The organism is Mesorhizobium oxytropidicola (genome assembly GCF_056174625.1).
On the sequence record NZ_CM149692.1, the window covers coordinates 75,440 to 98,970 of the forward strand.

Annotated in this window: 21 protein-coding genes, 1 tRNA gene and 2 pseudogenes; 18 read left to right on the forward strand and 6 right to left on the reverse strand. The window is 64.2% G+C overall.

Annotated features, from left to right (window positions below; translation table 11 throughout):
• Positions 1 to 21: 21 nt before the first annotated feature.
• The 4 genes from AC0V8S_RS00375 to AC0V8S_RS00390 are packed head-to-tail and all read left to right on the forward strand — an operon-like array spanning position 22 to position 4,860.
• Entirely contained in the window at positions 22 to 1,116 is a 1,095-nt protein-coding gene (locus tag AC0V8S_RS00375; RefSeq protein WP_475436353.1) for a microcin C ABC transporter permease YejB, read from the forward strand.
• Positions 1,116 to 2,261, forward strand: a complete 1,146-nt coding sequence (locus AC0V8S_RS00380) for an ABC transporter permease (RefSeq protein WP_183455973.1) — start codon at positions 1,116 to 1,118, stop codon at positions 2,259 to 2,261. Before AC0V8S_RS00375 ends, AC0V8S_RS00380 begins: the two co-directional genes overlap by 1 nt.
• On the forward strand, positions 2,258 to 3,889 hold the full coding sequence (locus tag AC0V8S_RS00385; RefSeq protein WP_475436355.1) for an ABC transporter ATP-binding protein: 1,632 nt from the start codon (positions 2,258 to 2,260) through the stop codon (positions 3,887 to 3,889). The genes AC0V8S_RS00380 and AC0V8S_RS00385 overlap by 4 nt, the downstream gene beginning before the upstream one ends.
• Positions 3,890 to 3,918: 29 nt before the next feature.
• Positions 3,919 to 4,860 (forward strand): 2-hydroxyacid dehydrogenase, encoded by a 942-nt coding sequence (locus tag AC0V8S_RS00390; protein WP_475436356.1) that lies wholly within the window; start codon positions 3,919 to 3,921, stop codon positions 4,858 to 4,860.
• Positions 4,861 to 4,935: 75 nt separating this feature from the next.
• On the opposite strand, the gene AC0V8S_RS00395 is transcribed toward AC0V8S_RS00390, so the two are convergent.
• The 3 genes from AC0V8S_RS00395 to AC0V8S_RS00405 form a co-directional block, all read right to left on the reverse strand.
• Positions 4,936 to 5,463, reverse strand: coding sequence for a P-loop NTPase family protein (locus AC0V8S_RS00395; RefSeq protein WP_475436357.1), 528 nt, complete (start codon positions 5,461 to 5,463; stop codon positions 4,936 to 4,938).
• 70 nt (positions 5,464 to 5,533) lie between these two features.
• Positions 5,534 to 5,896, reverse strand: coding sequence for a hypothetical protein (locus tag AC0V8S_RS00400; protein WP_475436359.1), 363 nt, complete (start codon positions 5,894 to 5,896; stop codon positions 5,534 to 5,536).
• A gap of 125 nt (positions 5,897 to 6,021) precedes the next feature.
• Entirely contained in the window at positions 6,022 to 6,939 is a 918-nt protein-coding gene (locus tag AC0V8S_RS00405; RefSeq protein ID WP_475436361.1) for a methyltransferase domain-containing protein, read from the reverse strand.
• A 153-nt stretch (positions 6,940 to 7,092) separates the two neighbouring features.
• On the opposite strand from AC0V8S_RS00405, the gene AC0V8S_RS00410 reads away from it, so the two are divergent.
• The 3 genes and pseudogenes from AC0V8S_RS00410 to AC0V8S_RS00420 all read left to right on the forward strand — a co-directional run bounded on the left by AC0V8S_RS00410 (position 7,093) and on the right by AC0V8S_RS00420 (position 10,566).
• Positions 7,093 to 8,100, forward strand: a complete 1,008-nt coding sequence (locus AC0V8S_RS00410) for a ligase-associated DNA damage response exonuclease (RefSeq protein ID WP_475436363.1) — start codon at positions 7,093 to 7,095, stop codon at positions 8,098 to 8,100.
• A 4-nt stretch (positions 8,101 to 8,104) separates the two neighbouring features.
• Positions 8,105 to 9,706: a cisplatin damage response ATP-dependent DNA ligase gene (locus tag AC0V8S_RS00415; protein WP_475436364.1), complete on the forward strand. Its 1,602-nt coding sequence runs from the start codon at positions 8,105 to 8,107 to the stop codon at positions 9,704 to 9,706.
• Between the two features lie 42 nt (positions 9,707 to 9,748).
• Positions 9,749 to 10,566 (forward strand): annotated as a pseudogene (locus tag AC0V8S_RS00420) (isocitrate lyase/PEP mutase family protein).
• Positions 10,567 to 10,608: 42 nt separating this feature from the next.
• On the opposite strand, the gene AC0V8S_RS00425 reads toward AC0V8S_RS00420, so the two are convergent.
• Positions 10,609 to 11,754: a hypothetical protein gene (locus AC0V8S_RS00425; RefSeq protein ID WP_475436366.1), complete on the reverse strand. Its 1,146-nt coding sequence runs from the start codon at positions 11,752 to 11,754 to the stop codon at positions 10,609 to 10,611.
• A 289-nt stretch (positions 11,755 to 12,043) separates the two neighbouring features.
• Between AC0V8S_RS00425 and AC0V8S_RS00430 the strand changes: the two genes are divergently transcribed.
• From AC0V8S_RS00430 to AC0V8S_RS00480, 11 genes are all read left to right on the forward strand, one after another.
• Positions 12,044 to 12,119, forward strand: a tRNA-Thr gene (locus tag AC0V8S_RS00430).
• Between the two features lie 270 nt (positions 12,120 to 12,389).
• The gene (locus tag AC0V8S_RS00435; RefSeq protein ID WP_183455957.1) at positions 12,390 to 13,082 is read left to right on the forward strand and encodes a class I SAM-dependent methyltransferase; all 693 of its coding nucleotides are present in this window, start codon (positions 12,390 to 12,392) and stop codon (positions 13,080 to 13,082) included.
• 116 nt (positions 13,083 to 13,198) lie between these two features.
• Positions 13,199 to 13,636, forward strand: coding sequence for a VOC family protein (locus AC0V8S_RS00440; RefSeq protein ID WP_183455955.1), 438 nt, complete (start codon positions 13,199 to 13,201; stop codon positions 13,634 to 13,636).
• Between the two features lie 133 nt (positions 13,637 to 13,769).
• Entirely contained in the window at positions 13,770 to 13,958 is a 189-nt protein-coding gene (locus AC0V8S_RS00445; RefSeq protein WP_019863018.1) for a YodC family protein, read from the forward strand.
• A 219-nt stretch (positions 13,959 to 14,177) separates the two neighbouring features.
• The gene (locus tag AC0V8S_RS00450; protein ID WP_183455953.1) at positions 14,178 to 14,621 is read left to right on the forward strand and encodes an EF-hand domain-containing protein; all 444 of its coding nucleotides are present in this window, start codon (positions 14,178 to 14,180) and stop codon (positions 14,619 to 14,621) included.
• A 45-nt stretch (positions 14,622 to 14,666) separates the two neighbouring features.
• Positions 14,667 to 15,203, forward strand: coding sequence for an RNA polymerase sigma factor (locus tag AC0V8S_RS00455; protein WP_095198433.1), 537 nt, complete (start codon positions 14,667 to 14,669; stop codon positions 15,201 to 15,203).
• 113 nt (positions 15,204 to 15,316) lie between these two features.
• Entirely contained in the window at positions 15,317 to 15,763 is a 447-nt protein-coding gene (locus tag AC0V8S_RS00460) for a hypothetical protein (RefSeq protein ID WP_475436369.1), read from the forward strand.
• Positions 15,760 to 16,215 (forward strand): periplasmic heavy metal sensor, encoded by a 456-nt coding sequence (locus AC0V8S_RS00465; RefSeq protein WP_475436370.1) that lies wholly within the window; start codon positions 15,760 to 15,762, stop codon positions 16,213 to 16,215. The genes AC0V8S_RS00460 and AC0V8S_RS00465 overlap by 4 nt, the downstream gene beginning before the upstream one ends.
• A 110-nt stretch (positions 16,216 to 16,325) precedes the next feature.
• Positions 16,326 to 16,604: a GCG_CRPN prefix-to-repeats domain-containing protein gene (locus AC0V8S_RS00470; RefSeq protein ID WP_183455947.1), complete on the forward strand. Its 279-nt coding sequence runs from the start codon at positions 16,326 to 16,328 to the stop codon at positions 16,602 to 16,604.
• Positions 16,605 to 16,714: 110 nt separating this feature from the next.
• Positions 16,715 to 18,214: a DUF1800 domain-containing protein gene (locus AC0V8S_RS00475; protein ID WP_183455945.1), complete on the forward strand. Its 1,500-nt coding sequence runs from the start codon at positions 16,715 to 16,717 to the stop codon at positions 18,212 to 18,214.
• 46 nt (positions 18,215 to 18,260) lie between these two features.
• Positions 18,261 to 19,499: a DUF1501 domain-containing protein gene (locus AC0V8S_RS00480; RefSeq protein ID WP_475436372.1), complete on the forward strand. Its 1,239-nt coding sequence runs from the start codon at positions 18,261 to 18,263 to the stop codon at positions 19,497 to 19,499.
• 89 nt (positions 19,500 to 19,588) lie between these two features.
• Here the strand turns inward: AC0V8S_RS00480 and AC0V8S_RS00485 are convergent, their stop codons facing one another.
• Together AC0V8S_RS00485 and AC0V8S_RS00490 are read right to left on the reverse strand one after the other, a co-directional pair.
• A complete protein-coding gene (locus AC0V8S_RS00485; RefSeq protein WP_475438548.1) occupies positions 19,589 to 19,843 on the reverse strand; it encodes a GCG_CRPN prefix-to-repeats domain-containing protein in 255 nt (84 codons plus the stop codon).
• A 151-nt stretch (positions 19,844 to 19,994) separates the two neighbouring features.
• Positions 19,995 to 23,400, reverse strand: a pseudogene (locus AC0V8S_RS00490) (acyl-[ACP]--phospholipid O-acyltransferase).
• Between the last annotated feature and the right edge of the window lie 131 nt (positions 23,401 to 23,531).

Sequence of the window (23,531 nt, forward strand, 5' to 3'; positions counted from 1 at the left end):
CCAAAGAGGGCAGGACGCCTGATGGGCGCCTATATCCTGCGCCGCATCCTTTTGATGATCCCGACGCTGTTCGGCATCATGGCGATCTCCTTCGCCGTCATCCAGTTCGCGCCGGGCGGCCCAGTCGAGCAGATCATCGCCAAGCTGACCAATCAGGGCGGCAGCGACCGCCTCGGCGGTGGCGGCGGCGATGCGGGCGGTTCCAATTTCGATGCCGCCGGCGACGTCAGCTCGAAATATCGCGGCGCGCAGGGCCTCGATCCGGAATTCATCAAGAAGCTGGAGAAGCAGTTCGGTTTCGACAAGCCGCCGCTCGAGCGCTTCGGCATGATGCTGTGGAACTACGCCCGCTTTGATTTCGGCAACAGCTATTTCCGTGACATCTCGGTGCTCGACCTGATCCTGGAAAAGATGCCGGTGTCGATTTCGATCGGGCTTTGGATCACGCTCTTGTCCTATCTGATTTCCATTCCGCTCGGCATCCGCAAGGCGGTCAAGGACGGCACCCCCTTCGACATCTGGACGAGCGGCGTCGTCATCGTCGGCTATGCCATTCCGGGCTTCCTGTTCGGCATCATGCTGATGGTGCTGTTCGCCGGCGGATCCTTCTGGGACTGGTTTCCGTTGCGCGGCATCGTCTCGGACAATTGGGACCAACTGTCCTGGCCAGGCAAGATCGTCGACTATTTCTGGCACATGACCCTGCCGCTGACGGCGCTGGTGCTGTCGGCCTTCGCCACGACGACGCTGCTCACCAAGAACTCGTTCCTGGAGGAGATCCGCAAGCAGTATGTGGTGACGGCGCGCGCCAAGGGCCTGTCGGAGCGGCAGGTGCTTTACGGCCACGTCTTCCGCAATGCCATGCTGATCGTCATCGCCGGCTTCCCCGGCGCCTTCATCTCGGCCTTCTTCACCGGTTCGCTGCTGATCGAGAACATCTTTTCCCTCGACGGCCTCGGCCTGCTCGGCTTCCGCTCGGTGGTCGAGCGCGACTATCCCGTCGTCTTCGCCAACCTCTACATCTTCTCGCTTCTCGGGCTGTTCGTCGGATTGCTGTCCGACCTCATCTACACCTGGGTCGATCCGCGCATCGATTTCGAGCGGAGAGATATCTGATGTCGGAGGCAAGCGTTACTGCCGGCGTGGTGCCGGAGCGGATGCCACGGCCGTTCCTGTCGCCGCTCAACAAGCGCCGCCTGCAGAACTTCAAGGCCAATAAGCGTGGCTACTGGTCGTTGTGGTTCTTCCTCGTCCTGTTCGTGCTGTCGCTGTTTGCCGAATTCATCGCCAACGACAAGCCGATCATTGCCTCCTACAAGGGCGAGATCCTGTTTCCGGTTCTGGTCGCCTACCCCGAGGAAAAGTTCGGCGGCTTCTATGCGGTCACCGATTATCGCGATCCGGTGATCCAGGACGAGATCAACGCCAATGGCTGGATGATCTGGCCGCCGATCCGCTATTCCTACCAGACCGTCAACAACGCCATCCCGGAAGCGGCACCCGCCAAGCCGTCCTGGCAGTATGACGCCACGAAGCGCTGCAACCAGTATCCGCAAGGGGCTGCCGACCCGGCATGCATCGTCGGCAACTGGAACTGGCTCGGCACCGACGACCAGGCGCGTGACGTGCTGGCGCGCGTCATCTACGGCTTCCGCATTTCGGTGCTGTTCGGCCTGATCCTGACCGCCGGCTCGGCCCTGATCGGCGTCGGCGCCGGCGCCCTGCAGGGCTATTTCGGCGGCTGGACGGATCTGCTGTTCCAGCGCTTCATCGAAATCTGGTCGGCGATCCCGGTGCTCTATCTCCTGCTCATCGTCGCCGCCATCCTGCCGCCGGGCTTCTTCATCCTGCTCGGCCTGATGCTGTTGTTCTCCTGGGTGGCGCTGGTCGGCGTGGTGCGAGCCGAATTCCTGCGCGCCCGCAACTTCGAATATGTCAACGCGGCGCGCGCGCTCGGCGTGCCCAACCGCACCATAATGTTCCGGCATTTGTTGCCCAACGCCATGGTGGCGACATTGACCTTCCTGCCGTTCCTGCTTTCGGGCTCGATCTCGACCCTGACCTCGCTCGACTATCTCGGCTTCGGCCTGCCGCCCGGCTCGGCCTCGCTCGGCGAGTTGCTGAAGCAGGCGCAGCGCAATCTCAACGCGCCGTGGCTCGGCATTTCCGGCTTCGTCGTCATCTCGCTGATGCTGTCGCTGCTGGTGTTTGTCGGCGAGGCGACGCGCGACGCCTTCGATCCGCGCAAGACGTTCAAATGAGCGAAGCGCCTCTGCTCAGCGTACAGGACCTCAGCGTCGCCTTCAGCCAGGGCGGCGGCCAGTCTGTCGCCGTCGACCACATCTCCTTCGACATCGCCAAGGGTGAGACAGTGGCGCTGGTCGGCGAATCCGGCTCCGGCAAGTCGGTCTCGGCGCTGTCGGTGCTGAAACTGCTGCCCTATCCGACAGCCAACCACCCCTCGGGAAAGATCCTGTTCCAGGGCGCCGACCTGCTGGCGATGAACGAGAAACAGTTGCGGCAGGTTCGCGGCAACAAGATCACCATGATCTTCCAGGAGCCGATGACCTCGCTCAATCCGCTGCACACGATCGAGCAGCAGATCGTCGAGATCCTGAAGCTGCATCAGGGCATGGCCGACCGCCCGGCCAAGGCGCGCACGCTGGCTTTGCTCAACGAGGTCGGCATCCGCGACCCGCAGAAGCGGCTCGATGCCTATCCGCACCAGCTGTCCGGTGGCCAGCGGCAGCGCGTCATGATCGCCATGGCGCTGGCCAACGAACCGGAACTGCTGATCGCCGACGAGCCGACGACGGCGCTCGACGTCACCGTGCAGGCGCAGATCCTCGAACTGCTGGCGGGCCTCAAAAGCCGCAAGGGCATGTCGATGCTGTTCATCACCCATGACCTCGGCATCGTCAGGAAGATCGCCGATCGGGTCTGCGTGATGACCAAAGGCAAGATCGTCGAGACCGGACCGACCAAAGACATCTTCGCCAACCCGCAGCACGCCTATACCAAGCATTTGCTGGCGGCCGAACCGAAGGGCAAGCCGCCGGCGGCCAACGCCGCCGCCAAGCCGGTGATGACCGGCAAGGACATCAAGGTCTGGTTCCCGATCAAGCAAGGCTTCTTCCGGCGCACGGTCGATCATGTGAAGGCGGTCGACGGCATCGATGTCACCGTGCGCGCCGGCCAGACGCTGGGCGTGGTCGGCGAATCCGGTTCGGGCAAGACGACGCTCGGCCTGGCGCTGGCGCGCATGATCTCGTCGACCGGAAGCATCCAGTTCAACGGCCGCGACATCAACCAGCTCACCTTCAACGCCATGCGGCCGCTCAGGCGCGAATTGCAGATCGTGTTCCAGGATCCGTTCGGTTCGCTCAGCCCGCGCATGTCGATCGCCGAGATCATCGAGGAAGGCCTCAAGATCCACGAGCCGAAGCTGTCGCCCGATGAACGCGACGACAAGGTGGCCGCCGTGCTGAAGGAGGTCGGCCTCGATCCGGCGACGCGCAACCGCTACCCGCACGAGTTTTCCGGTGGCCAGCGCCAGCGTGTCGCCATCGCCCGCGCCATGGTGCTCAACCCGCGCTTCGTCATGCTGGACGAGCCGACATCGGCGCTCGACATGAGCGTGCAGGCGCAGGTCGTCGACCTCTTGCGCAATCTGCAGGCCAAGCACGACCTCGCCTATCTCTTCATCAGCCATGACCTCAAGGTCATCCGGGCGCTTGCCAACGACGTTATCGTCATGCGCAATGGCCAGATCGTCGAAGCCGGTCCTTCCCAGCAGATTTTTGAAAATCCGCAAACCGACTATACTCGGGCACTGATCTCGGCCGCCTTCAAGATAGAGACGGCGCCGGTCGGCATCGTCAGCGAGTAATTTGCGTAAAGAAGGACTAGAATACCGCGATGGAAAAAGGCCGCATCCTGCTTGCCGTCACCGGCTTTCATCCGCAGCGCTGGCGCGACCTGCTGTCAGCCGAGCGCGAGGTGGTGCTGGAGCCGGATGGCGCCAAGGATCCGTCGATCACCTATGCGGTGGTGTGGAAGCAGAAGCCCAACCTGTTGTCGTCGCTGCCCAATCTGCGCGCCATCTTCTCGATCGGCGCCGGCGTCGACCATATCTTCGCCGATCCCGGCCTGCCCGACGTGCCGATCGTCAAGGTCGTCGCCGACAACCTCACCCAGTACATGACCGAATATGTCGTCTGGCGGGTGCTCGATCATCATCGCCAGGGCCTGCTCTTCCGGCAGCAGCAGCAAAAGAAGATTTGGCACGAGCCGCCGCAGCGACCGGCCGGCGACATTTCCGTCGGCATTATGGGGCTCGGCAATCTCGGCCGCGCCGCGGCCTCGGTGCTGCTGTCGCTCGGCTTCGCGGTCAATGGCTGGTCGCGCACCGACCGGCCGATGCAAGGCGTCGCGACCTATTCCGGCGAGACCGGTTTGATCCCCTTCCTCAAGGCGACCGATATCCTCGTCGTGCTGTTGCCGCTGACGCCGGACACGCAAGGCATCATCAACTACGGCGTGCTGAAGGAATTGCGCAAGCGCAACGGCCTCGGCGGCTCGGTGCTGATCAACGCCGGACGCGGCCGCCTGCAGAAGGACGCCGACATCGCGCGGGCGCTGGATGACGGCACGCTGAAGGAGGCGAGCCTCGATGTGTTTGAGGTCGAACCGCTGCCGAAGACCAGCCCGTTGTGGAACCATCCAAAGGTGTTCGTGACGCCGCATGCCGCGGCGACCTCCGATCCCATGCACCTGGCGCCGATCATGCTGCGCCAGATGGACGCCTTCGAGCGCGGCGAAAAGCTCGAGAATCTGGTGGACCGCAAGGCGGGATATTAGAGCAATTCCAGGAAAAGTGTGAAGCGGTTTTCCGTCCGGAATTGCGTCAAAACAAATAGACTCTTGCCAGGACTCTTACCTGGCCAGATCCCACTGCCTGAAGCATTGCTTGATTGCGCTCACGGACGATAGCTGCAGCTTTGGCAGGTCGAGCTCTTCGAACATCGCCTGGTATCTCTGGCGGTTTTTCGGCGTGGTCACGGCAATATGGCGGATCATGTCCCATTTGACGCTGTCGCGCCCGCCCTCCAAGGCGCCGCGCCTGTTCGTCTCAAACCAGCTTCGCCTGAAATAGCGCAACAAACTTGCCGGCGTGGAGATATCCAGCAGGATCAGTCCCGTCGCCCGCTGGAACCGTTGCGGCATGCAGATCGAGTAATTCCCGTCCATCACCCAACGCTCACCGGCGATTGCGGCGTCGTGCAAGGCGATGAATTCTCCCTTTGCACGCGGCTCCCAGTCGGTGTTGGGCAGATGATGAAGCAGATCGAGGTGAACGGGCTCCAGGCCACGCTTGCGGGCAATCGCGTCGGCCAGGGTCGACTTGCCGCTGTTGGACGGCCCCAGGATGCATATGCGGTCGCCAAGGTCCGAGAGTTTCATCCGATGGCGCCCTCGCGAGGACATAGCCTGCCGCCTGCGACAGTTCCCGACCAGTAGCTGTGCCGTATCCTTAACTCGGCAGAGCGAACTTCTTCTTCTGATTGTCCGGCTTGCCGCAGTCGCGGCGGTCCATGGAGCGGTTCATGGCATCGATCTCGCCTGCCGCCTTGTCGCTGTCGCGCTGGGCCTTGGAGCGCATGTCGGGCGTGAACGGGCCGAAACCCATCGCGGGATTGTAGAAGGTCGGCTTCGCGGTCACCGGAAGGTTGTTCTGCTGCGCCAGGCCATCGCGCTGCACCAGCAACTGATCGCATGGCACAGTGTCATACTGCAGGGAGGACTCGATGTTGGCGTCCTGGCGTTCGGACATCGAATTGCCGACGCAGCCGGCTGTTGCCAGGCAAGAGGCCAAGATCATCATGTTCCAGCGCATCCGGTATCCTCCTGATATCCCGCCCTGATGCGACCAGATCGCAAATATCAGTCGCGCACGCAAATTGGACTTTTTCGCAGCAGCACTGAGTCGTGGCGGCGCCACCGCACGATGATCCTGCAACTTCAAGCGGCGTGAGTCTTCCGTGCCACAACGGCCAAGCCTTTGACAGGCTCGAGGCGATCCTGCCGGATGGTCGTTGGCTCCAGCGCGAGGATCGAAAGCCCGCTGGCCTCGAGCACGCGCCTGACATAGCCATCCGAATGGGCGTAGCGCCGCGAGGGCTGCAGCGCGAAATCGCCGTCGCCTGCCAGGCTTTCGACGGAGAAGGCAAACAGGCCGCCGTCGGCGAGCAGGCCGGCAACAGTGCCCACCAGGCCATCGAGTGCGCCAATGTAGATCAGCACATCGGCTGATGTCACCAGATCGGGCTTGTCGCCTGAATGGGAAAAGCCCTGCAGATCCGCTTTTGTCAGCGCGTCATAGATGCCTTTCGCCCGCGCCCTCTTCAGCATCCTGGCGGAGATGTCGACGCCTTCCAGCCGGTCGACGATCGGCCGCAGCCTTTCGCCCATCAGCCCGGTGCCGCAGCCCAGATCGAGCGCCAGCCGGAAGCGGCCCGGCTCTGCCTTGCGAATCATGTGCTCGAGGAATTCGGGAAACCGGTAATCAAGCTTGCCGACCAGCATCTCCTCGAATGTCTCGGCATAGTGGTCGAACAGCGTTTCGACAAAGGCGCTGGGCGGCGCGGTGGCAACCGGACCCTTGCCGATCAGCTGCAATTTGAGGGCCGCGCCCTGGCGATCGGCTGGATCCAGTTTCAGCGACATCGCCCAGGCCTGCGCCGCCAGGTCGAGCCCGCCTGATGCCTCCTGCATCTCGCCGAGGCGAAACCAGCCCATGGCCCATTGCGGCGCCAGCTCCAGCGCACCGAGCAGCAGCTCTGCCGCGGCCGTGTGATCGCCAGAGGCAAAGAGCATCTCGGCATAGTCGGCACGGCGATCGGCGTTCAGATCGCCCGATGAGGTCTGGAGCGGCTTCATGATGATGGTTCCACCGGCAGAGGCAGCCGGGCCGCCATCTCTGTAAAGCAAAGGATGCGGGAGCTGAACCGAATTGAGCGTCCTTTGCCAGGAGAGTCAGCAGTCTCCGACGGCAGGCTTCCCGCAGCGGAATTATATCCTATCTTGGGGACCATGCGCGCCAGCGACCTGCTTCATCCCCGGCCCGAGGGCCTCTACTGCCCGCCGGGCGACTTCTTCATCGACCCGGTGCGGCCGGTGGACCGGGCGCTGATCACGCACGGCCATTCCGACCATGCGCGTTCCGGCCACCGCTCGGTGCTGGCGACGCAGCAGACACTCGACATTATGGGCCTGCGCTACGGCGAGGACTTTGCCGGAACGACCCAAGCCGCACGGCTCGGCGAGACGATCGCCCTCGACGACGTCAGCGTCAGCTTTCATCCGGCCGGCCATGTGCTCGGCTCGGCGCAGATATCGGTCGAGCACCAGGGCATGCGCATCGTCGCCTCCGGCGACTACAAAAGGCGCAAGGACGCGACCTGCGCGCCGTTCGAGCCGATCCGCTGCGACGTGTTCATCACAGAGGCGACCTTCGGCCTGCCGGTGTTTCGCCATCCGCCCGACACGGAAGAGATCGCCCGCCTGCTGAAGTCGGCGGCGCAGTTTCCCGAACGCTCGCATCTGGTCCGCGCCTACGCATTGGGCAAGGCGCAGCGGGTGATGCGGCTGTTGCGCGACGCCGGCTATGACAGGCCGCTCTACATCCATGGCGCGCTGGCGAGGCTCAGCGAGTATTACCAGAGCCAGGGCATTGACTTGGGAACGCTGGAACCGGCGACGGTGGAAGGCGGCAAGGTGGACTTTGCCGGCGCCATCGTCGTCGGCCCGCCATCGGCCTTCGCCGACCGCTGGGCACGGCGCTTTCCTGATCCGATCTCGTGCTTCGCGTCGGGCTGGATGCGTATCCGCCAGCGCGCCAAGCAGGGCGGCGTCGAGCTGCCGCTGATCATCTCGGACCATGCCGACTGGGACGAACTCACCGCCACCATCAAGGAGACCGGAGCCGAGGAAATCTGGGTGACGCATGGCCGCGAGGAAGCGCTGGTGCGCTGGTGCGAACTCGAAGGCATCGCCGCAAAGCCACTGCATCTGGTGGGCTATGAGGACGAGGGCGATTGATGGCATGAACCGCTTCGCCGAACTCCTCGATCGCCTGGTGCTGACGCCGTCGCGCAACGGCAAGCTGACGTTGCTGGTCGACTATTTCCGCAGCGTCGAGGACCCCGATCGCGGGCTGGCGCTGGCCGCCATCACCGGCGATCTGAGCATTGCCGCGGTCAAGCCGGCGATGCTGCGCATGCTGGTCACCGAACGCATGGATCCGGTGCTGTTCGGCTATTCCTACGACTATGTCGGCGATCTCGCCGAGACGGTGTCGCTGGTCTGGCCGCAAACGCCGGGCAAGATCCCCAACCGCGAGCCGACGCTTGGCGAGGTCGTGGCAAAGCTGCAGTCGGCAAGCCGCTCCGACGGGCCGAAGGTGCTGGCCAGCCTGCTCGACAGCGCCGGCATCTCGGCGCGCTTTGCCATCATCAAGCTGGTCACCGGCGGCCTGCGCATCGGCGTCTCGGCTCGGCTGGCCAAACAGGCTCTGGCGGATTTCGGCAAGGTCGACGTCGCCGAGATCGAGGAACTCTGGCACGGGCTGTCGCCGCCCTACACGGCGCTGTTCGCCTGGCTCGAAGGCAAGGCTGAAAAACCTCGCAACACGGCGATGGCGCTGTTCCGCCCGGTGATGCTGTCGAACCCGGTTGGCGACGGCGACCTGGAAAAGCTCGACCCTGCCGACTACGCCGCCGAATGGAAATGGGACGGCATCCGCGTCCAGGCGGTGGCGGAAGGCGGCATCCGCCGGCTCTATTCGCGCACCGGCGACGATGTCTCCGGCGCCTTTCCCGACCTCGCCGACGCCATGCATTTTTCCGCGACGCTGGATGGCGAGCTGCTTGTTGGCGACCCGCGAGAGGCGACGGGGACCTTCTCGGACCTGCAGCAGCGGCTGAACCGCAAGACGGTGACGCCGAAAATGCAGCAGCAATATCCGGCCTTCATGCGCTGCTACGACCTGCTTCAGATCGGCGATGAAGACCTTCGCGCATTGTCGTTCCGGGAACGGCGTGGCCGCCTCGAAGCCTTCGTGAAAACGCTTGACCCCGGCCGTTTCGACCTGTCGCACTTCGTCGCCTTCGCGGACTGGCAGACGCTGGAAGACCTGCGCCGGGCACCCCCGCATCCGATCATCGAAGGTGTGATGCTGAAGCGCTGGGATTCGCCCTATGTCGCTGGCCGGCCGAAAGGCCCGTGGTTCAAGTGGAAGCGCGATCCGCACACGGTGGACGCGGTGCTGATGTATGCCCAGCGCGGCCATGGCAAGCGCTCGAGTTTTTACTCCGACTACACGTTCGGCGTCTGGTCCGGGGCCGAGGGCGAGGAGGAACTGGTGCCGGTCGGCAAGGCCTATTTCGGCTTCACCGACGAGGAGCTGAAGCAGATCGACAAATATGTCCGGGACAACACGGTCGAGCGTTTCGGGCCGGTGCGTTCGGTGCGGGCGGACCGCGACAATGGCCTGGTGCTGGAAGTCGCCTTCGAGGGACTTAACCGCTCGACCCGGCACAAATCCGGTGTCGCCATGCGCTTTCCCCGCATTTCACGGCTGCGCTGGGACAAGCCGGCCAACGAGGCCGACCGCATCGAGACGCTGCAGGCGCTGCTCGACCGCTAGAGATCCCAAACCGAAAGTTCCATTCCAGGCAGAGGAGCGCATATGATTTCCCGATCCGACAAGGTCGAACGTTTTCGCGCTCTTCACAAATCCGGCTGCTTCGTGATTCCCAATCCCTGGGACATAGGTGGCGCCCGGATGATGGTGGGCTTGGGCTTCAAGGCGCTGGCAACGACATCGTCGGGCTACGCGTTCTCAAAAGGCCGGAGAGACGGAGCGCTGGAAGTCAGTCGCAACGAGAGCCTGGCCTATGCCGCCGAGATAGCGGCTTCGACCGATGTTCCGGTTACCGCGGATCTGCAGGACGGGTACGCAGACACCCCAGAAGGTGTTGCCGAGACCGTTCGGCTCGCCGCGGAGGCTGGATTGGCGGGGCTGTCCATCGAGGATCGGCAGCCGAATTCCGATTTGCCGATACGCGATTTCGACGACGCGGTCGCGCGGGTGGCTGCTGCGGCTGAGGCCGCACGAAAACACAATATCGTCCTGACCGCCCGCGCCGATGGCCTCGGCAAAGGGAAATATGATCTCGAAGAGACCATTCGCCGCCTTAAGGTCTTCGAGACTCTCGGCGCCGAGGTCGTCTATGCGCCGGAGTGCCGGACCTGGCGTCCCTCCAGAAGCTTTGCCGCTCGGTCAGCGCTCCGGTAAATCATGTGGTCGGCCAAGGCGTCTCGGGATTGACCCTCGACCAGATTGCGCAAGCGGGCGTGCGGCGGATCAGCGTCGGCGGATCGCTTGCCCGCGCTGCTGGCGGAGCGCTGATGACCATATGCCGGGAGATTGCGACGGGCGACTTCACCGCGTTGGAGACGGCCCCGGGCTGGGGTGACCTACGCAGCCCCAAACCGGTGATATAGCTCCACGAGGATCGCCTCCGATGTTCCGTCAGGGTTCGAGATTTACGGCTCGATCGAAACGCGGATCTCGTAGATGTTGACCGCCTTGCCCTGCTTGTCGAAATCGGAATTGACGGCGATGGTTCCGGCCGAGCCCGGATGCTTGTTGGGGAACTGCACGTCGAACAGATATTCGTTGCGCTGCTGGCCGACCGCGTAGCGCTTGCGGCCGCAATCGCCGAGCTCGCCGAAATTGCAGTCGACGGAGATCTGCGTGTCCTTGCCGTCCTCGGCGCGGGCGATGATATCGAACACGGCGTGCTTGCCGGCGAGCTTCTCCAGCACGCCCTGCCCGACGTCGAAGGCGATCGCCGAACCGGAAGGGCCGGACTGGATGCGCAGGAACGGACCGGTGTCGTCCTTCATCACCGAGGCCTTGGCGTCCGACGGAGCAGCGACATGCGTCGGGTCTGCCGGCGAGAACACATTGATCCAGTTGCGCGACTGGTCCGCGGCACCAGGCTTTGCCGGCGCGTTGGCACCGTCGGCCGGGGTGAAATCGTCACCTTCGACGGTTGGTGGCGCCTCCGGCGGCGCCGTGTCGAGCTGCGCCGCCGTCTTGAACACACCGGTCTGTATGGCAAAGAACACGCCGATGCCGACCGCCGCAAGCAGGGTGACGGTGAAGAAAATGGCGGTCAGCGGCAGGCGGCGTCCACGAATGCGCCGCTCATCGCGATCAGGCGCCACTTCCGTGGCGGCACCGGGCGCGGCGGGAGCGGACATATCGATGGCCGGCACGCCGGGAAGCGTCGCGTCCGGCATGATGTCGGGAACGACCGGCAGCACGCGCGAGCGCGGCGCATCGGACACGGGCTCTGCGGGCCCGTCGACAGTGACGGCGGGCGATGGCGTCTTGTCGCCGATCTCGATCGCGGGCGCCGCAGTGGCCGCGGGCTCGGCCGCCGGTGCGTCGACCTCCAGGCCCACATCCGGCACCGCCGGCAGGAATTCGGATTCGATTTCGGTGATCGTCGCCTGGATCGCCTTGCGGCGCTTGATGGCGACTTCCACGGTCACGCCGGGATTGGCCTGGAGCGCACGGTCGAGCGCGGCAAAGGCCGACCGATAGACCCTCTCGCGGAACGCGCGGTCCTCGGCATTGCCCTTTTCCAAGGCGTTCCGGATCGCTTTCTCGATCGCGTCCAAGCGAGATCCCTCTGCAAATTGCCCCAATCTTCCCTGATGGTTAGCGGTAGGCGACCAATCAATCAACGGGCGGGCAGCCGCATTCTGCCTCGACGGGCCGTCCAAAGTCCATCTTGGCGGTATTCCGGCAAATAAAATCGCAACATGCCGCCGATTCTCGCACGCCGGGCGGCGCGAACCCCTGGTTTCGATCGCGGCGGCGCTTGTGCATGATTTGGCAACTCGCATCTTGAATTCGCCGCCGGTTGAGTCTATCACCCAGCCCATCTTGGAGGCCTTGGCCTCCCGGGCCGCTTTAGCTCAGTTGGTAGAGCACATCATTCGTAATGATGGGGTCAGGTGTTCGAGTCACCTAAGCGGCACCAATATTTCCCAAGGGTTTGCGGGTTCCCGAGGCGTAGAGCGAAAAACGCCGTCGTAGCACTCTGGCAGCACTTCCTGGCGGCGCTTTTTGCCCTTTTGTTCTTGGTGTGAGATCGCCTCGCATCGGGGTTTAGCGCGCCGATCTGCTGATAAAGCTGGGAAGCGTACGTTCGTGCAGCCCGATAGCATGACGATCAATTGTAGGTCCCACTTGCGTGGTTGCATTGAAGCGGAGAGTGGCGCTAGACAATCCCGGAATAGAGGAGTTAGCAGTGGTCGATTTTGCTAAGTGGTACGAGGGGAAAGAATTTTCCTCCGATTGGACGTCTAATAATTTCCGTGTCTGGAGCGCTTGCCTTGCAAGTATGCGGGATCGACCTCTCAACATCTTGGAAATCGGATCTTGGGAAGGACGTTCCGCGATCTTTTTTCTTGAGTACTGCCATCTGTCGCGGATTACGTGCATCGATCCGTTCGCTGGAGGGCAGAACGAATACGTAACTTTGGCCGGCGGATTTGCCCAAGTAGAACGGCGCTTCGATGCCAACACGGCCTCGTATGGCGGACGCGTCACAAAGCTGAAGTCGATTTCCAGCAAGGCATTGATCGACCTGCAGGACCAAAAAAGATCTTACGACCTGATCTATATCGATGGTGCGCACGACCGGGACGCGGTTCACGTCGATTCCCTTCTGGCGTGGCCTCTACTCAAGAATGGCGGGACCATTATCTGGGACGATTACGCTTGGGAACGGCAACAACCGATCGAAACGAGGCCGGAAGAAGCCATCAATGTTTTCGTGGCTTCCAGACGCAAGGAAATTAAAGTTCTCCATGTCGGGCACCAAATCGTGGCTCAGAAAGTCGATAGCGGAAGGTTTGGTATCGGCTCCGCTATCAACTCTGTCATTTTGAGCACGCTCAGGATGCGACGGCGTCCGCGCTTCGCCAAAGAGGCTCTATAACGAACGAAGGATCACGGTGGGTCGAGGCCAAGGAATTACGCCGCCATGGCCTCGGCGAAGGTCAAAGCGAGTGCAGAACGTACGCGGCCTGGACGGGCGCCTTGGAGATTGGACACATGGCGCTCAAACGGATGGACAATGTCGGAATCGTCGTCGATGACCTCGAAGAGACGATTGATTTCTTTCGCGAGCTCGGCCTTGAGTTCGAAGGAAGGGCCACAATCGAGGGAGAATGGGCCGGACGTGTCACCGGGCTGGGCGATCAGCGCGTCGAGATTGCCATGATGCGCACGCCGGACGGCCACAGCCGGCTCGAACTGTCCCGCTTCCTCACGCCGCCTGTGGTCGCTGATCACCGCAACGCCCCGGTCAACGCTCTGGGCTACCTCCGCGTCATGTTCGCCGTGGACGACATCGACGATGCGCTTGAAAGGCTCCGCAAGCGCGGCGCGCGGCTCGCAGGCGAAGTCGTCCAGTATAAAAACGTCTATCGGCTCTGCTACATCCGCGGGCCCGGAGGCCTTCTCATCGGCCTCGCCCAGGAACTCAGCTGAGAGCAATACGACGACAATGACGAAGGGCCTAGGAGCGGGGTGCTGTGGATCGCGCCGCGGCGATCCATATCCGCCATTGTCGAGACTTCAGCTTTGGTGGGAAAGTCGTGAGCCTCAGCATGGGAGGTCGAAAATGCCCAACACTTTCAAGACCGGAGACGTCGTCAAGCTGAAGTCGGGAGGGCCGAAGATGACGGTCAGCGACGGTGCCGCTTCCGGCATGTATCTCTGCCACTGGTTCAACCGCGAAGGCGATGTGTGGATCCCGCAGCATGCGGGCTTCAAACCGGACCAACTGGTGGCCGCCGACCCATCGGCGTAGCCCCTGCCCTTTTGCCAAGGGCGGTGGCCGACCGGCGTGAATTCGGATGACGCCGGATGAGGTTGTGTCGTTCTCGATACCAATATCCGGGTCGGCATCGCCGACCATTGAAAGTATCGGCACAGGCGACCGACGGATTTCCGTCGTCGCGGCGTTTAACGGTTGAAGCGTGACCACGGCATGGGCCGTGGCCGACACGCCAACCGGAGACGCCGAAGCATGATACGCCGTTCGATCCTTGCCGCTGCCTTGAGCCTGCTGACCGTTGCGGCTCTCGCCCAGACGGCGACGCAGCCCACTGCTGCCACGTCTCCTGGCGCCACGCCGCCGGCCGCCGCCCCCGCGACGCCAAAAGCCAGGTCGGAACTCACGCTGGCCAAGTTCCAGAAGCGGCGGGAGAAGGCGATCATGGCCGCCGACACGGATGGTGACGGCAAGATCAGCCTCCTGGAGTGGGAGGCCTTTCAGGCCAAGCGCAACGTCAAGGGCGACGCCGCCAAATCCTTCGCGCGCATCGATTCTAACCATGACGGCTTCATCGATCGCGCCGAACTCGATGCGTTCTTCGCCAAACGCTTTGCCAGACTGGACAAGAATGGCGACGGCATTCTTACGGCCGACGAGATGCCAGGCCACAAATCCGCTCCCAAGCCGGAGCAATGACCAAGAGGCCATGACGCGTGATGGATATCGGGAGTGCGCCAACCGATGAGCGCCGATCCGGACGAGGAGCTGGTTCGTCGGGTCGGCGCTGGCGATCCCGCGGCGGTGCAGACGCTCGTCGCGCGCAAATTGCCGCGCATCCTTTCGCTTGCCGTGCGCATGCTGGGCGACGCGGCGGAGGCCGAGGACGTCGCGCAGGAAACCTTCGTGCGCATCTGGCGCCATGCCTCGAGCTGGCGTCGCGGCAACGCACGCTTCGACAGCTGGATCCACCGGGTGACGCTCAACCTTTGCTACGACCGGCTGCGCAGGCGCCGCGAGTTGGTGACCGACGATTTGCCGGATATGGTCGACCCTGCGCCGCTTCCCGATGCTCGCGAAGAGCCGCGGAGGATCGAGCAGGCCTTGCAGGCAATCGCGCCACGCCAGCGCGAGGCGATCATCCTGGTCTATTATCAGGAGATGTCCAACATAGAGGCGGCCGCGACACTCGAGATCAGCGTCGATGCGCTGGAGAGCCTGCTTTCGCGCGGCCGCCGGGCTTTGCACATGATCCTGGCCAGGGATGGCGTCCATGACTGAGAAGAGCGCGGCCATGAATGGCGCACAGTCACCGAGCATCGAGGGCGTCCGGCGGGGCTGCCTCGTTTCCAACCCGCGTGGGCACGCGGCACCAAGGGGCAAGGGGAAGACAGATGGCTGAAGACATCGAGAACGATCCGGCAATGGACGTAAGGCGTTTCGCGGCGCTCGCCGAAGCCTATGGCGGCGATTTGCGGCGCTGGCCGCAAGCGGAGCGCCAAGCAGCCACCGCCTTTGCTTCAAGCGAGACGGGCCAGGCCATTTCGCGAAAGGCCGGCACGCTTGACGCCCTGCTCGACAGCTACAGCGTCCCGCACCCCGGCAGGGCGCTGCACGACAGCATCCTGCGGGTCGCCGACCGGCACATCGTCCGGCAGCGGCGTCAGCACTTCTGGTGGCTGGGGCTAGGGCTTGCCGGCATCGGGCTCGCCGGCGCCATCGCCGGATTGGCCCTGGTGACCGTCGTTACACCGGAGGTTCCGCCAGACCACTACGTGCTCGATGCCAATGCGACGGCGTTCGGCGATGCCGGACCCGAGACGATCGAGGAAGACCTATGAGCGCAGCCCGTAACCTCCTCATCGCCTCGGTGGGGCTGAATGTCTTCCTGGCCGGCGCGCTGGCCGGCGGGGCCGTCTGGATAAAAAGCGGCAAGCAGGGCCAGGGCACTTCGCTGGAGGCGGCCGGCGGCCGGCTTCCCGACCAGCAGCGCACGCTGTTCCGCAAGGCGCTGCGCGAGGTCAGGCGCGAATCCCGCGACATCATCCTCGACGGCCAGCAGGCCAGGCGCGAGGCGGCGGATTTGCTGCGGCAACCTGTCCTCGACACGACAGCTTTGTCGGCCGCTCTGGAGCGGGCCCGCAATGCCGACGTCACCGTACGCACGCGGCTGGAGCAGCGCATCGTCGAGTTCGCGGCGACGGGTTCCGCCGAGGATCGCAGCGTGCTGGCGGAGGGGCTCGCGAGACGCAGCGGGACGCAGCCGTCGACAGCGCCAAAAAAATCGCCGTGACGACCGACGGAAAATGCCGACGGCGCCCGTTTAACGAAATGAAGGGCAGGACCTGCCGGACCATCTGGTGCCGACAGGTTTCCAATCTCGGACAACTTCGGAGCATGGTCATGAACTATCTGACAAAATACGCGATCACCACCGCTCTTGCGGTGACCGGAACGGCCGCGACGGTTGCGGCATCCTCGGCGATGCCGCTGGCCCCGCTTGCCGCCCCGGCGCTGGTCGAGCACGTCGCCTGGGGTTGCGGGCCTGGCTGGCATCCCAATCCCTGGGGCCGCTGCGTCCCCAACCGTGTGGTGGTCTACCCCCGCTATTACTACGGGCCTGGCCCCGCCTTCTACGTCTGGCATCCGCACCACCACTGGCATCGCTGGCATCACTGGTAAGGGCCACGGGGGCCGGCCGCGCCGGCCCCACGACCCCAGTTGAACAGGCACGAAACGGCTCGAACGGGCTTCACGCGCCGCGCGGGAAGCCCAAGCGACGGAGAGCTGACTTGGCTACCCTTGCGTCCAATTCCCAGCCAGCCCCAGATCCGGCTCTCGTCGCTTTCAACCGCTTCGGGCTCGGCGCAAGGCCCGGCGACCGCGACAGGGTCGCCCGCGATCCGCGCGGTTATCTGAAGGCGGAACTGCGGCAACCCGATATCGCCATGATCCCGCTTGACGACCCGGCCTATGCCGGGCTGCTGGGCAGCACACCGGCCATCCAGGCCAGCATGGCGGCAAATTTCCAGCGCAAGCTCGACCGCGAGCGTATGGCCACCGCGGCACAGCCGGCAATGGCGAGCGCCCAGACCATGACGGCCCAGGCCACATCGGCCCCAATTGCGCCTGCACAACCTGGACCAGCGCCCGCAGCTCCGGCCAAACCCGCGCCGCCAATCGAGGCCACACTGTTCCGCGCCGAAGCCCAGGCGCGCTTCGACAAGGCTTTTCGGGCCGACGCCGGCTTTGTCGAACGTCTGGTCTATTTCTGGTCGAACCATTTCTGCGTCTCCGTGGCGAAGGACAACATCGTGCGGGCGAGCGCCGGTGCCTTCGAGCGGGAAGCCATCCGGCCCTTCGTGCTCGGCCGTTTCGCCGACATGCTGATGGCGGTCGAACGGCATCCGGCGATGCTGTTCTATCTCGACAACCAGCAGTCGATCGGCCCGGACTCCCGCGCCGGCAGGAACCGCCAGCGCGGCCTCAACGAGAACCTCGCCCGCGAGATCATGGAACTGCACACGCTCGGCGTCGGCAGCGGCTATAGCCAGGCCGATGTCACCAGCTTCGCCCGCATCCTGACCGGCTGGACGATGGCCGGGCGCGAAGGACGGCTGGGCGAACCCGGCAGTTCCGTCTTCAACGCCAATGCCCATGAGCCGGGCGACGCGGTGCTGCTCGGCAAGACCTATCCGGCCGGCGGTTTGGGCCAGGCCGAGGCGGCGCTCAACGACATCGCCAGCCATCCGGCGACGGCGCAGCACATCGCCACCGAACTCGCCCGTCATTTCATCGCGGACGACCCGCCGCCCGCGGCGGTGGCGCGCCTGGCCAAGGTTTTCGCCAAGAGCGACGGCAATCTCCGGGCATTGGCGGCGACCATCATCGACATGCCGGAGGCCTGGTCGACGCCCCTCGCCAAGATGCGCTCGCCCTTCGACTACATCGCCGCCATCCGCAGGGCGGCCGGCCCGGGTCCGGCGAACGATCCCGGCCAGTCGCTCAACTGGCTCAATGCGCTCGGCGAGCCGCTCTGGCAGCCGCCGGGGCCGAACGGCTTTTCCGACCAGGCGGCCAGCTGGGCGTCGGCCGAAGGCATGAAGATCCGCCTCGACATCGCCTGGCAGGCGGCCCGCCAGGTCAAGGATATCGGCAATCCCAACGACATGCTCGACGCCGTCATCGGTCCATCCGCCTCGCCGGAGACGCGGCAAGCGGTGGCCCGTGCCGAGTCCAAGCAGCAAGGCCTGGCGCTGCTGCTGATGGCGCCCGAATTCCAGCGACGATAGCGCGAGCGATAGGTCCTGCGCCGACAACTCCCATGGAGACCAAGTCATGAGCCTGCTGTGTGAAACCCCTCATCCCTCCCGCCGCGCCGTGCTGATGACCGGCGGCGCGCTGTTTGCCTGGGCCTATTTGCCCCGCTTCGCCCGCGCCGCCGACAATCGCGATCCGCGCCTGATCGTCATCGTCCTGCGCGGCGCGCTCGACGGCTTGTCAGCGGTCGGTCCTATTGGCGACCCCGATTATGCCGGCCTGCATGGCGACATTGCTTTGTCGCTCGCCGGCCCGCACGCCGCACTGCCGCTCGACGGTTTCTTCGCGGTCAATCCGGCGATGCCGGTGTTTGCGCGCCTGTTCAAGGACAAGCAGGCCGCTGTCGTGCATGCGGCCGCGACAGGCTATCGCGAACGCTCGCATTTCGACGGGCAGGACGTGCTGGAAAGCGGTTTTGCCGGCCCTGGCCATGTCGCCACCGGATGGCTCAACCGGGCGCTCGAAAACCTGCCGGCGGGCGACCGCGTGGCGACGCTCGGCGGACTGGCCGTAGGGCCCTCGACGCCACTGGTGATCCGAGGTGCTGCCCCCGTGCTCGGCTGGGCGCCACAATCGCTGCCGGCGCCGGCCGGTGACCTCGCGGCGCGGGTTCTCGACCTCTACCAGCATCGCGATCCGGTGCTGGCGGTGGCCCTGCAGAAAGGCCTCGACGCCGACCGCATGGCGCTCGACGACCAGATGGGCGCCAAGACGATGAAACCGAAGGGCGGCCTCGACAGTGCCGCCGGCATGCGGCAGGCCGCGCAAGGTGCCGCCAGGCTGATCGCGGCCGATGACGGGCCGCGGGTTGCCGCCCTTGCCTTCGACGGCTGGGACACGCATGTCAACGAAGGCGGCGCGACCGGCCGGCTCGCCACGCTGCTTGGCGGCCTCGACGGCGCCTTCGAGGAGTTCGAGAAGGGTCTCGGCGAGCGCTGGAAGGACACGGCGATCGTCGCCATCACCGAGTTCGGGCGCACGGCGCAGATCAACGGCACGGTCGGCACCGATCACGGCACCGGCACGGTGGTGCTGCTCGCCGGCGGCGCCATCAAGGGCGGCCGCGTCATCGCCGACTGGCCGGGCTTGAAGCCGGCCCAACTCTACGAACAGCGCGATCTCGCGCCGACCAGCGATGTCAGGGCGGTGCTGAAAGGCCTGCTCGCCGACCAGTTCGGCCTCTCGGTCGCCGTGCTCGGCGACAAGGTGTTTCCGGAATCCGCAGCGGTGAAGCCGATGTGGGATCTTGTCATATGAGGAACAAAGATGGCGTCACAGGGGACGCCACCTCTAGCGGAAACAACCACGTCACGTCGGAGCGAGTGCCGCGTCAATCCGCTGCGTGATCACCAACGGTGGTGCCAGCGGTGATGGTGATGGTACCGCCAATGTCCCGGCCGGACTATTATGACGCGACGACGGTTGGGCACGCAATTTCCCCACCGGTTCACGTGCCAGCCAGGGCCGCATCTCCAGCCGACGCTTTCGATTGGCAACGAACCGGCGCTGGGCTTTGCCACGGGCAGGGCCTGCGAGCCGACGCTCGACAGCATCAACGTGCCTGCGGCGATAGCAATCGGTAGAATGTATCTGGTGAGCATGATTGTGTCCTCCATGGTTGCATTCCCGGGAACACCATACCACTCACCCGGCTGAATGCCGGGTGAGTGGTCCGATCACATATTCGTTAGGTTAAAGCGCTCGCCAAGCGACGCCACGGTCTTCAGCGGCGTCGTTTCGTCGTCACCTTGATCAGGCGGCCTCGACCTTGGCGACCGGCGCGTCCTGTCCACGCACCAGTTTGGTCACACCGGCAAAGTCGAGCTTGCCGGAGCCGAGCACCGGCACTTTCGGAACGACGCGCACTTCGGCAGGCACCATCAGGTCCATGGCGCCATTCGCCTTGGCGAAGGCCAGGAACTCGGCGCGTGTGGCGCCGGGAGCCTCGGTGATGAGAATGAGCTTCTCGCCCTTGCGCGCATCCGGCACGGAAGCGACGGCCGACAACGTGCCTTTCCACAATTCACCCGCCAAGGCCTCGACGGCGGCGAGCGAAATCATCTCGCCACCGATCTTGGCGAAACGTTTGGCGCGTCCTCGGATGGCGATGAAGCCGCCCTCGTCGATCGAGACGACGTCGCCAGTGTCATGCCAGCCATCCGGCAGCGGTTCGAGAACGCCCGGCTTCTCGGCCCTGAGATAGCCGGCCATCACGTTGGGGCCACGCACGAACAGCCGGCCGCCATCGTCGACACCGGGCACCGGATCGAGACGGTATTCCATGCCGGGCATGATTTTGCCGACACTGCCGGAACGGTTGTACATCGGCGTGTTGATGGAGATCACCGGCGCGGTCTCGGTGACGCCATAACCTTCCAGGATGCGCACGCCGAACTTTTCCATATAGGTCATGCGCGTCGACGCCTTGACCGGTTCTGCGCCGGCAAAGCAATAGCGTATCGAGCGGAAGTCGTAGGGGTGCGCGGTGCGCGCATAGCCGCTGAGGAACGTATCGGTGCCGAAGATGATCGTCGCGTTGGACGCATAGATCAGCTCCGGCACGATGCGGTAGTGCAGCGGCGACGGGTAGAAACACCGGCACGCCCGAGATCAGCGGCAGCACCGTGCCGGCCGTCATGCCGAAGGAATGGAAGATCGGCAATACGTTGAACACCTTGTCGCCCGAATGGAAGTCGATGCGCGAGGCCGCCTGCGCGGCGTTGGCCAGGATGTTGCGATGGGTGAGCACCACGCCCTTCGGCGTGCCTTCCGAGCCCGAGGTGAACAGGATCACCGCCGGGTCGTTGGGCTTGCGCGGCGCGCGCGGCGTCGACTTGCGCAGCAGGCCGAGCAGCTTGTCCTTGAGCCCGATGGTTTTGCGCAGATCGTCGAGCCAGACAATGTCGACGGACCGGCCGATCTCCTCGACCACCGCGCCGAGCTTTGCCTGCTCGACAAAGGCGCGTGAGGTGAGCACGGTCTTCACTTCGGCGGCCTTGCAGGCGGAGAGGATGTTGGCGGCACCAGCTGTGAAGTTGATCATCGCCGGCACCTTACCCGCCGACATGACGCCAAGCAGCGTGGCGCACGAGCCGTTGGCATTGGGCAGCATGATGCCGAGTGTCTGCTGATCGGCGTAAAGGTTCTGGAATTTCTCGCCGAGTACGGCGGCCGCCGTCAGCAGCTTGCCATAGCTCAGCGAGCCGGTGACCGGATCCTGCACGGCGAGCCGTTTCATGCCGCGTTCATTCGCCGTCAGGATGATCTTTTCCAGCACCGTCTTGTCGATGTCCTGGGTGCGGAAGACGAGATCCGACATGACCTGATAAAGCGCGGCACCCGCCGCGGCGCGGCGCTTGCGGCCCTTCAGTTCCTGCGGCACTTCGAGCTTGACCGGCTCCAGAATGGTCACCTTGACCTTCGGGAACAGGCGGCGGCGCACATGCTGAGACGTCAACCGCGAGAACGGACTTTTCTCCAGCCCGTCGATGCGGATCGGTACGACCATCGAGCCGGTCTTGTCCGCTACCATGGCGGCGCCGTCATAGACCTTCATCAGCCCGCCGGTGACGGTGATGCGGCCTTCGGGGAAGATGACCAGCGGATCGCCGCCCTGCACGATCTTGATCAGCGTGCGGGTCGACATCGGCTTGGCCGGGTTGAGCGGCAAAGCGCGGGCGAGCTTCATGAACGGCTTCATCCACCAGGCCTGGGCAATGGTGTAGTCGATGGCGAAGACCGGCTCCTCATCGGTCAGCGTCAAGGCGAGCGGACCGTCGAGGAAGCTGACATGGTTCAGCGCCAGGATCGGCGCCTTGCCGGCCGCCTTGAGGTTCTCCATGCCCTCGACCTCCAGGCGCAGGAAGGCGCGGAACAGGATGGAGACGAAGTCGCGGAACGCGTTGGTCGGCAGGAATTTCAGCATCAGCCAGGCGGCGACGGCGTTGGCCGCGGCGAGGCCGAACAGGATGCCGCCGGTGGAGACTTTCGTCTGGATCGCGGCGACGAGAATGCCGCCGACCGTCATGAAGCCGGCATTGACGATGCTGACCGCGGCGACGACCCGGGCGCGGCGCGCTTCAGGCGACCAGGCCTGCACCGCGGCGAAGGTCGGCACCACGAGGAAGGCGCTGGCGATGGCCATGCCGGCGAGATCGATGGCGACACGGATCGTGTTTGGCCCGGCAAAGAACAGGGCAAGGGTTTCTGCCTTCGGCGAAGGCTGCATGCTCCAGATGGTCCAGGCCAGATGCAGGCCGAATAGCGCCAGCAGCGCCGTGCCGACCGGTGCGGGTAGAAGCACGATGCGGCCCTGCGACATCCATGCGGCAATGGCCGAGCCGATGGCGATCGAGACGGCAAACACCGCCAGATAGACGGTGACGGCGATCTCGTTGCCGCCGAGCGAATCCTTGATCAGCGTCGGCAGGATCGACAGCACGATGGCGCCAATCAGCCAGAACCACGAGGTCATCAGGCCGGCGCGCCAGATGCGCATGTCGGTGCGCAACTCGCTGACCTGACGCCAGGTCGAGCGGAAGATGTTCTTGTCGATGACGAGGTCAGGCGCTGCCGAACCCGTTGGCGGAATGTAGCGGCTGACGAACCAGCAGCTGACGGCCAAGGCCATCATGATCGGCCCGAACACGGTGACGCCGATGCCATCGGCCGAGACGACGCCGCCGGCGATGGTGCCGCCGAGGATGGCGGCAAACGTGGCCGACTCGATCCAGGCATTGGCCTTGGGCAGTTCCTTGCGCTCGAGGTGATCGGGCAGGATGCCGTATTTGATCGGCCCGAACAGCGCCGAGATGATGCCGAACATCAGCAACGCCGCCATCAGCACCGGGATCGACGACAGCGCGATGCCGGCGACAGAGACTGCCGCGGCGGCGATCTCGGCGAATTTGAGCCGGCGCGCGATCAGCGCCTTGTCGAAACGATCGGCGATCTCGCCGCCAAGCGCGGACAACAGCAGAAAGGGGGCCATGAAGACGGCCCCGGCGAGCGTGACCAGTGACGCCGCCTGGCCGGCGGCGAGCGTGAAGAGGATCAGGAACACCAGTGTGTTCTTGAGGAAATTGTCATTGAAGGCGGACAGGAACTGCGTCCAGAACAGAGGCGCAAAGCGCCGGGACAACATCAGATGCGTGTTCATGGCGATTTCCATTTGGCGGAACCCTACGACGGTATGCCGATGGGCCCTGCGGGTTGCAGGCGCTGTTTCAATCTCAGTGATAGTCTTGAGCTGGTTAAACTTCCTTACTGTGCCTGATGTCCATCCCCGGC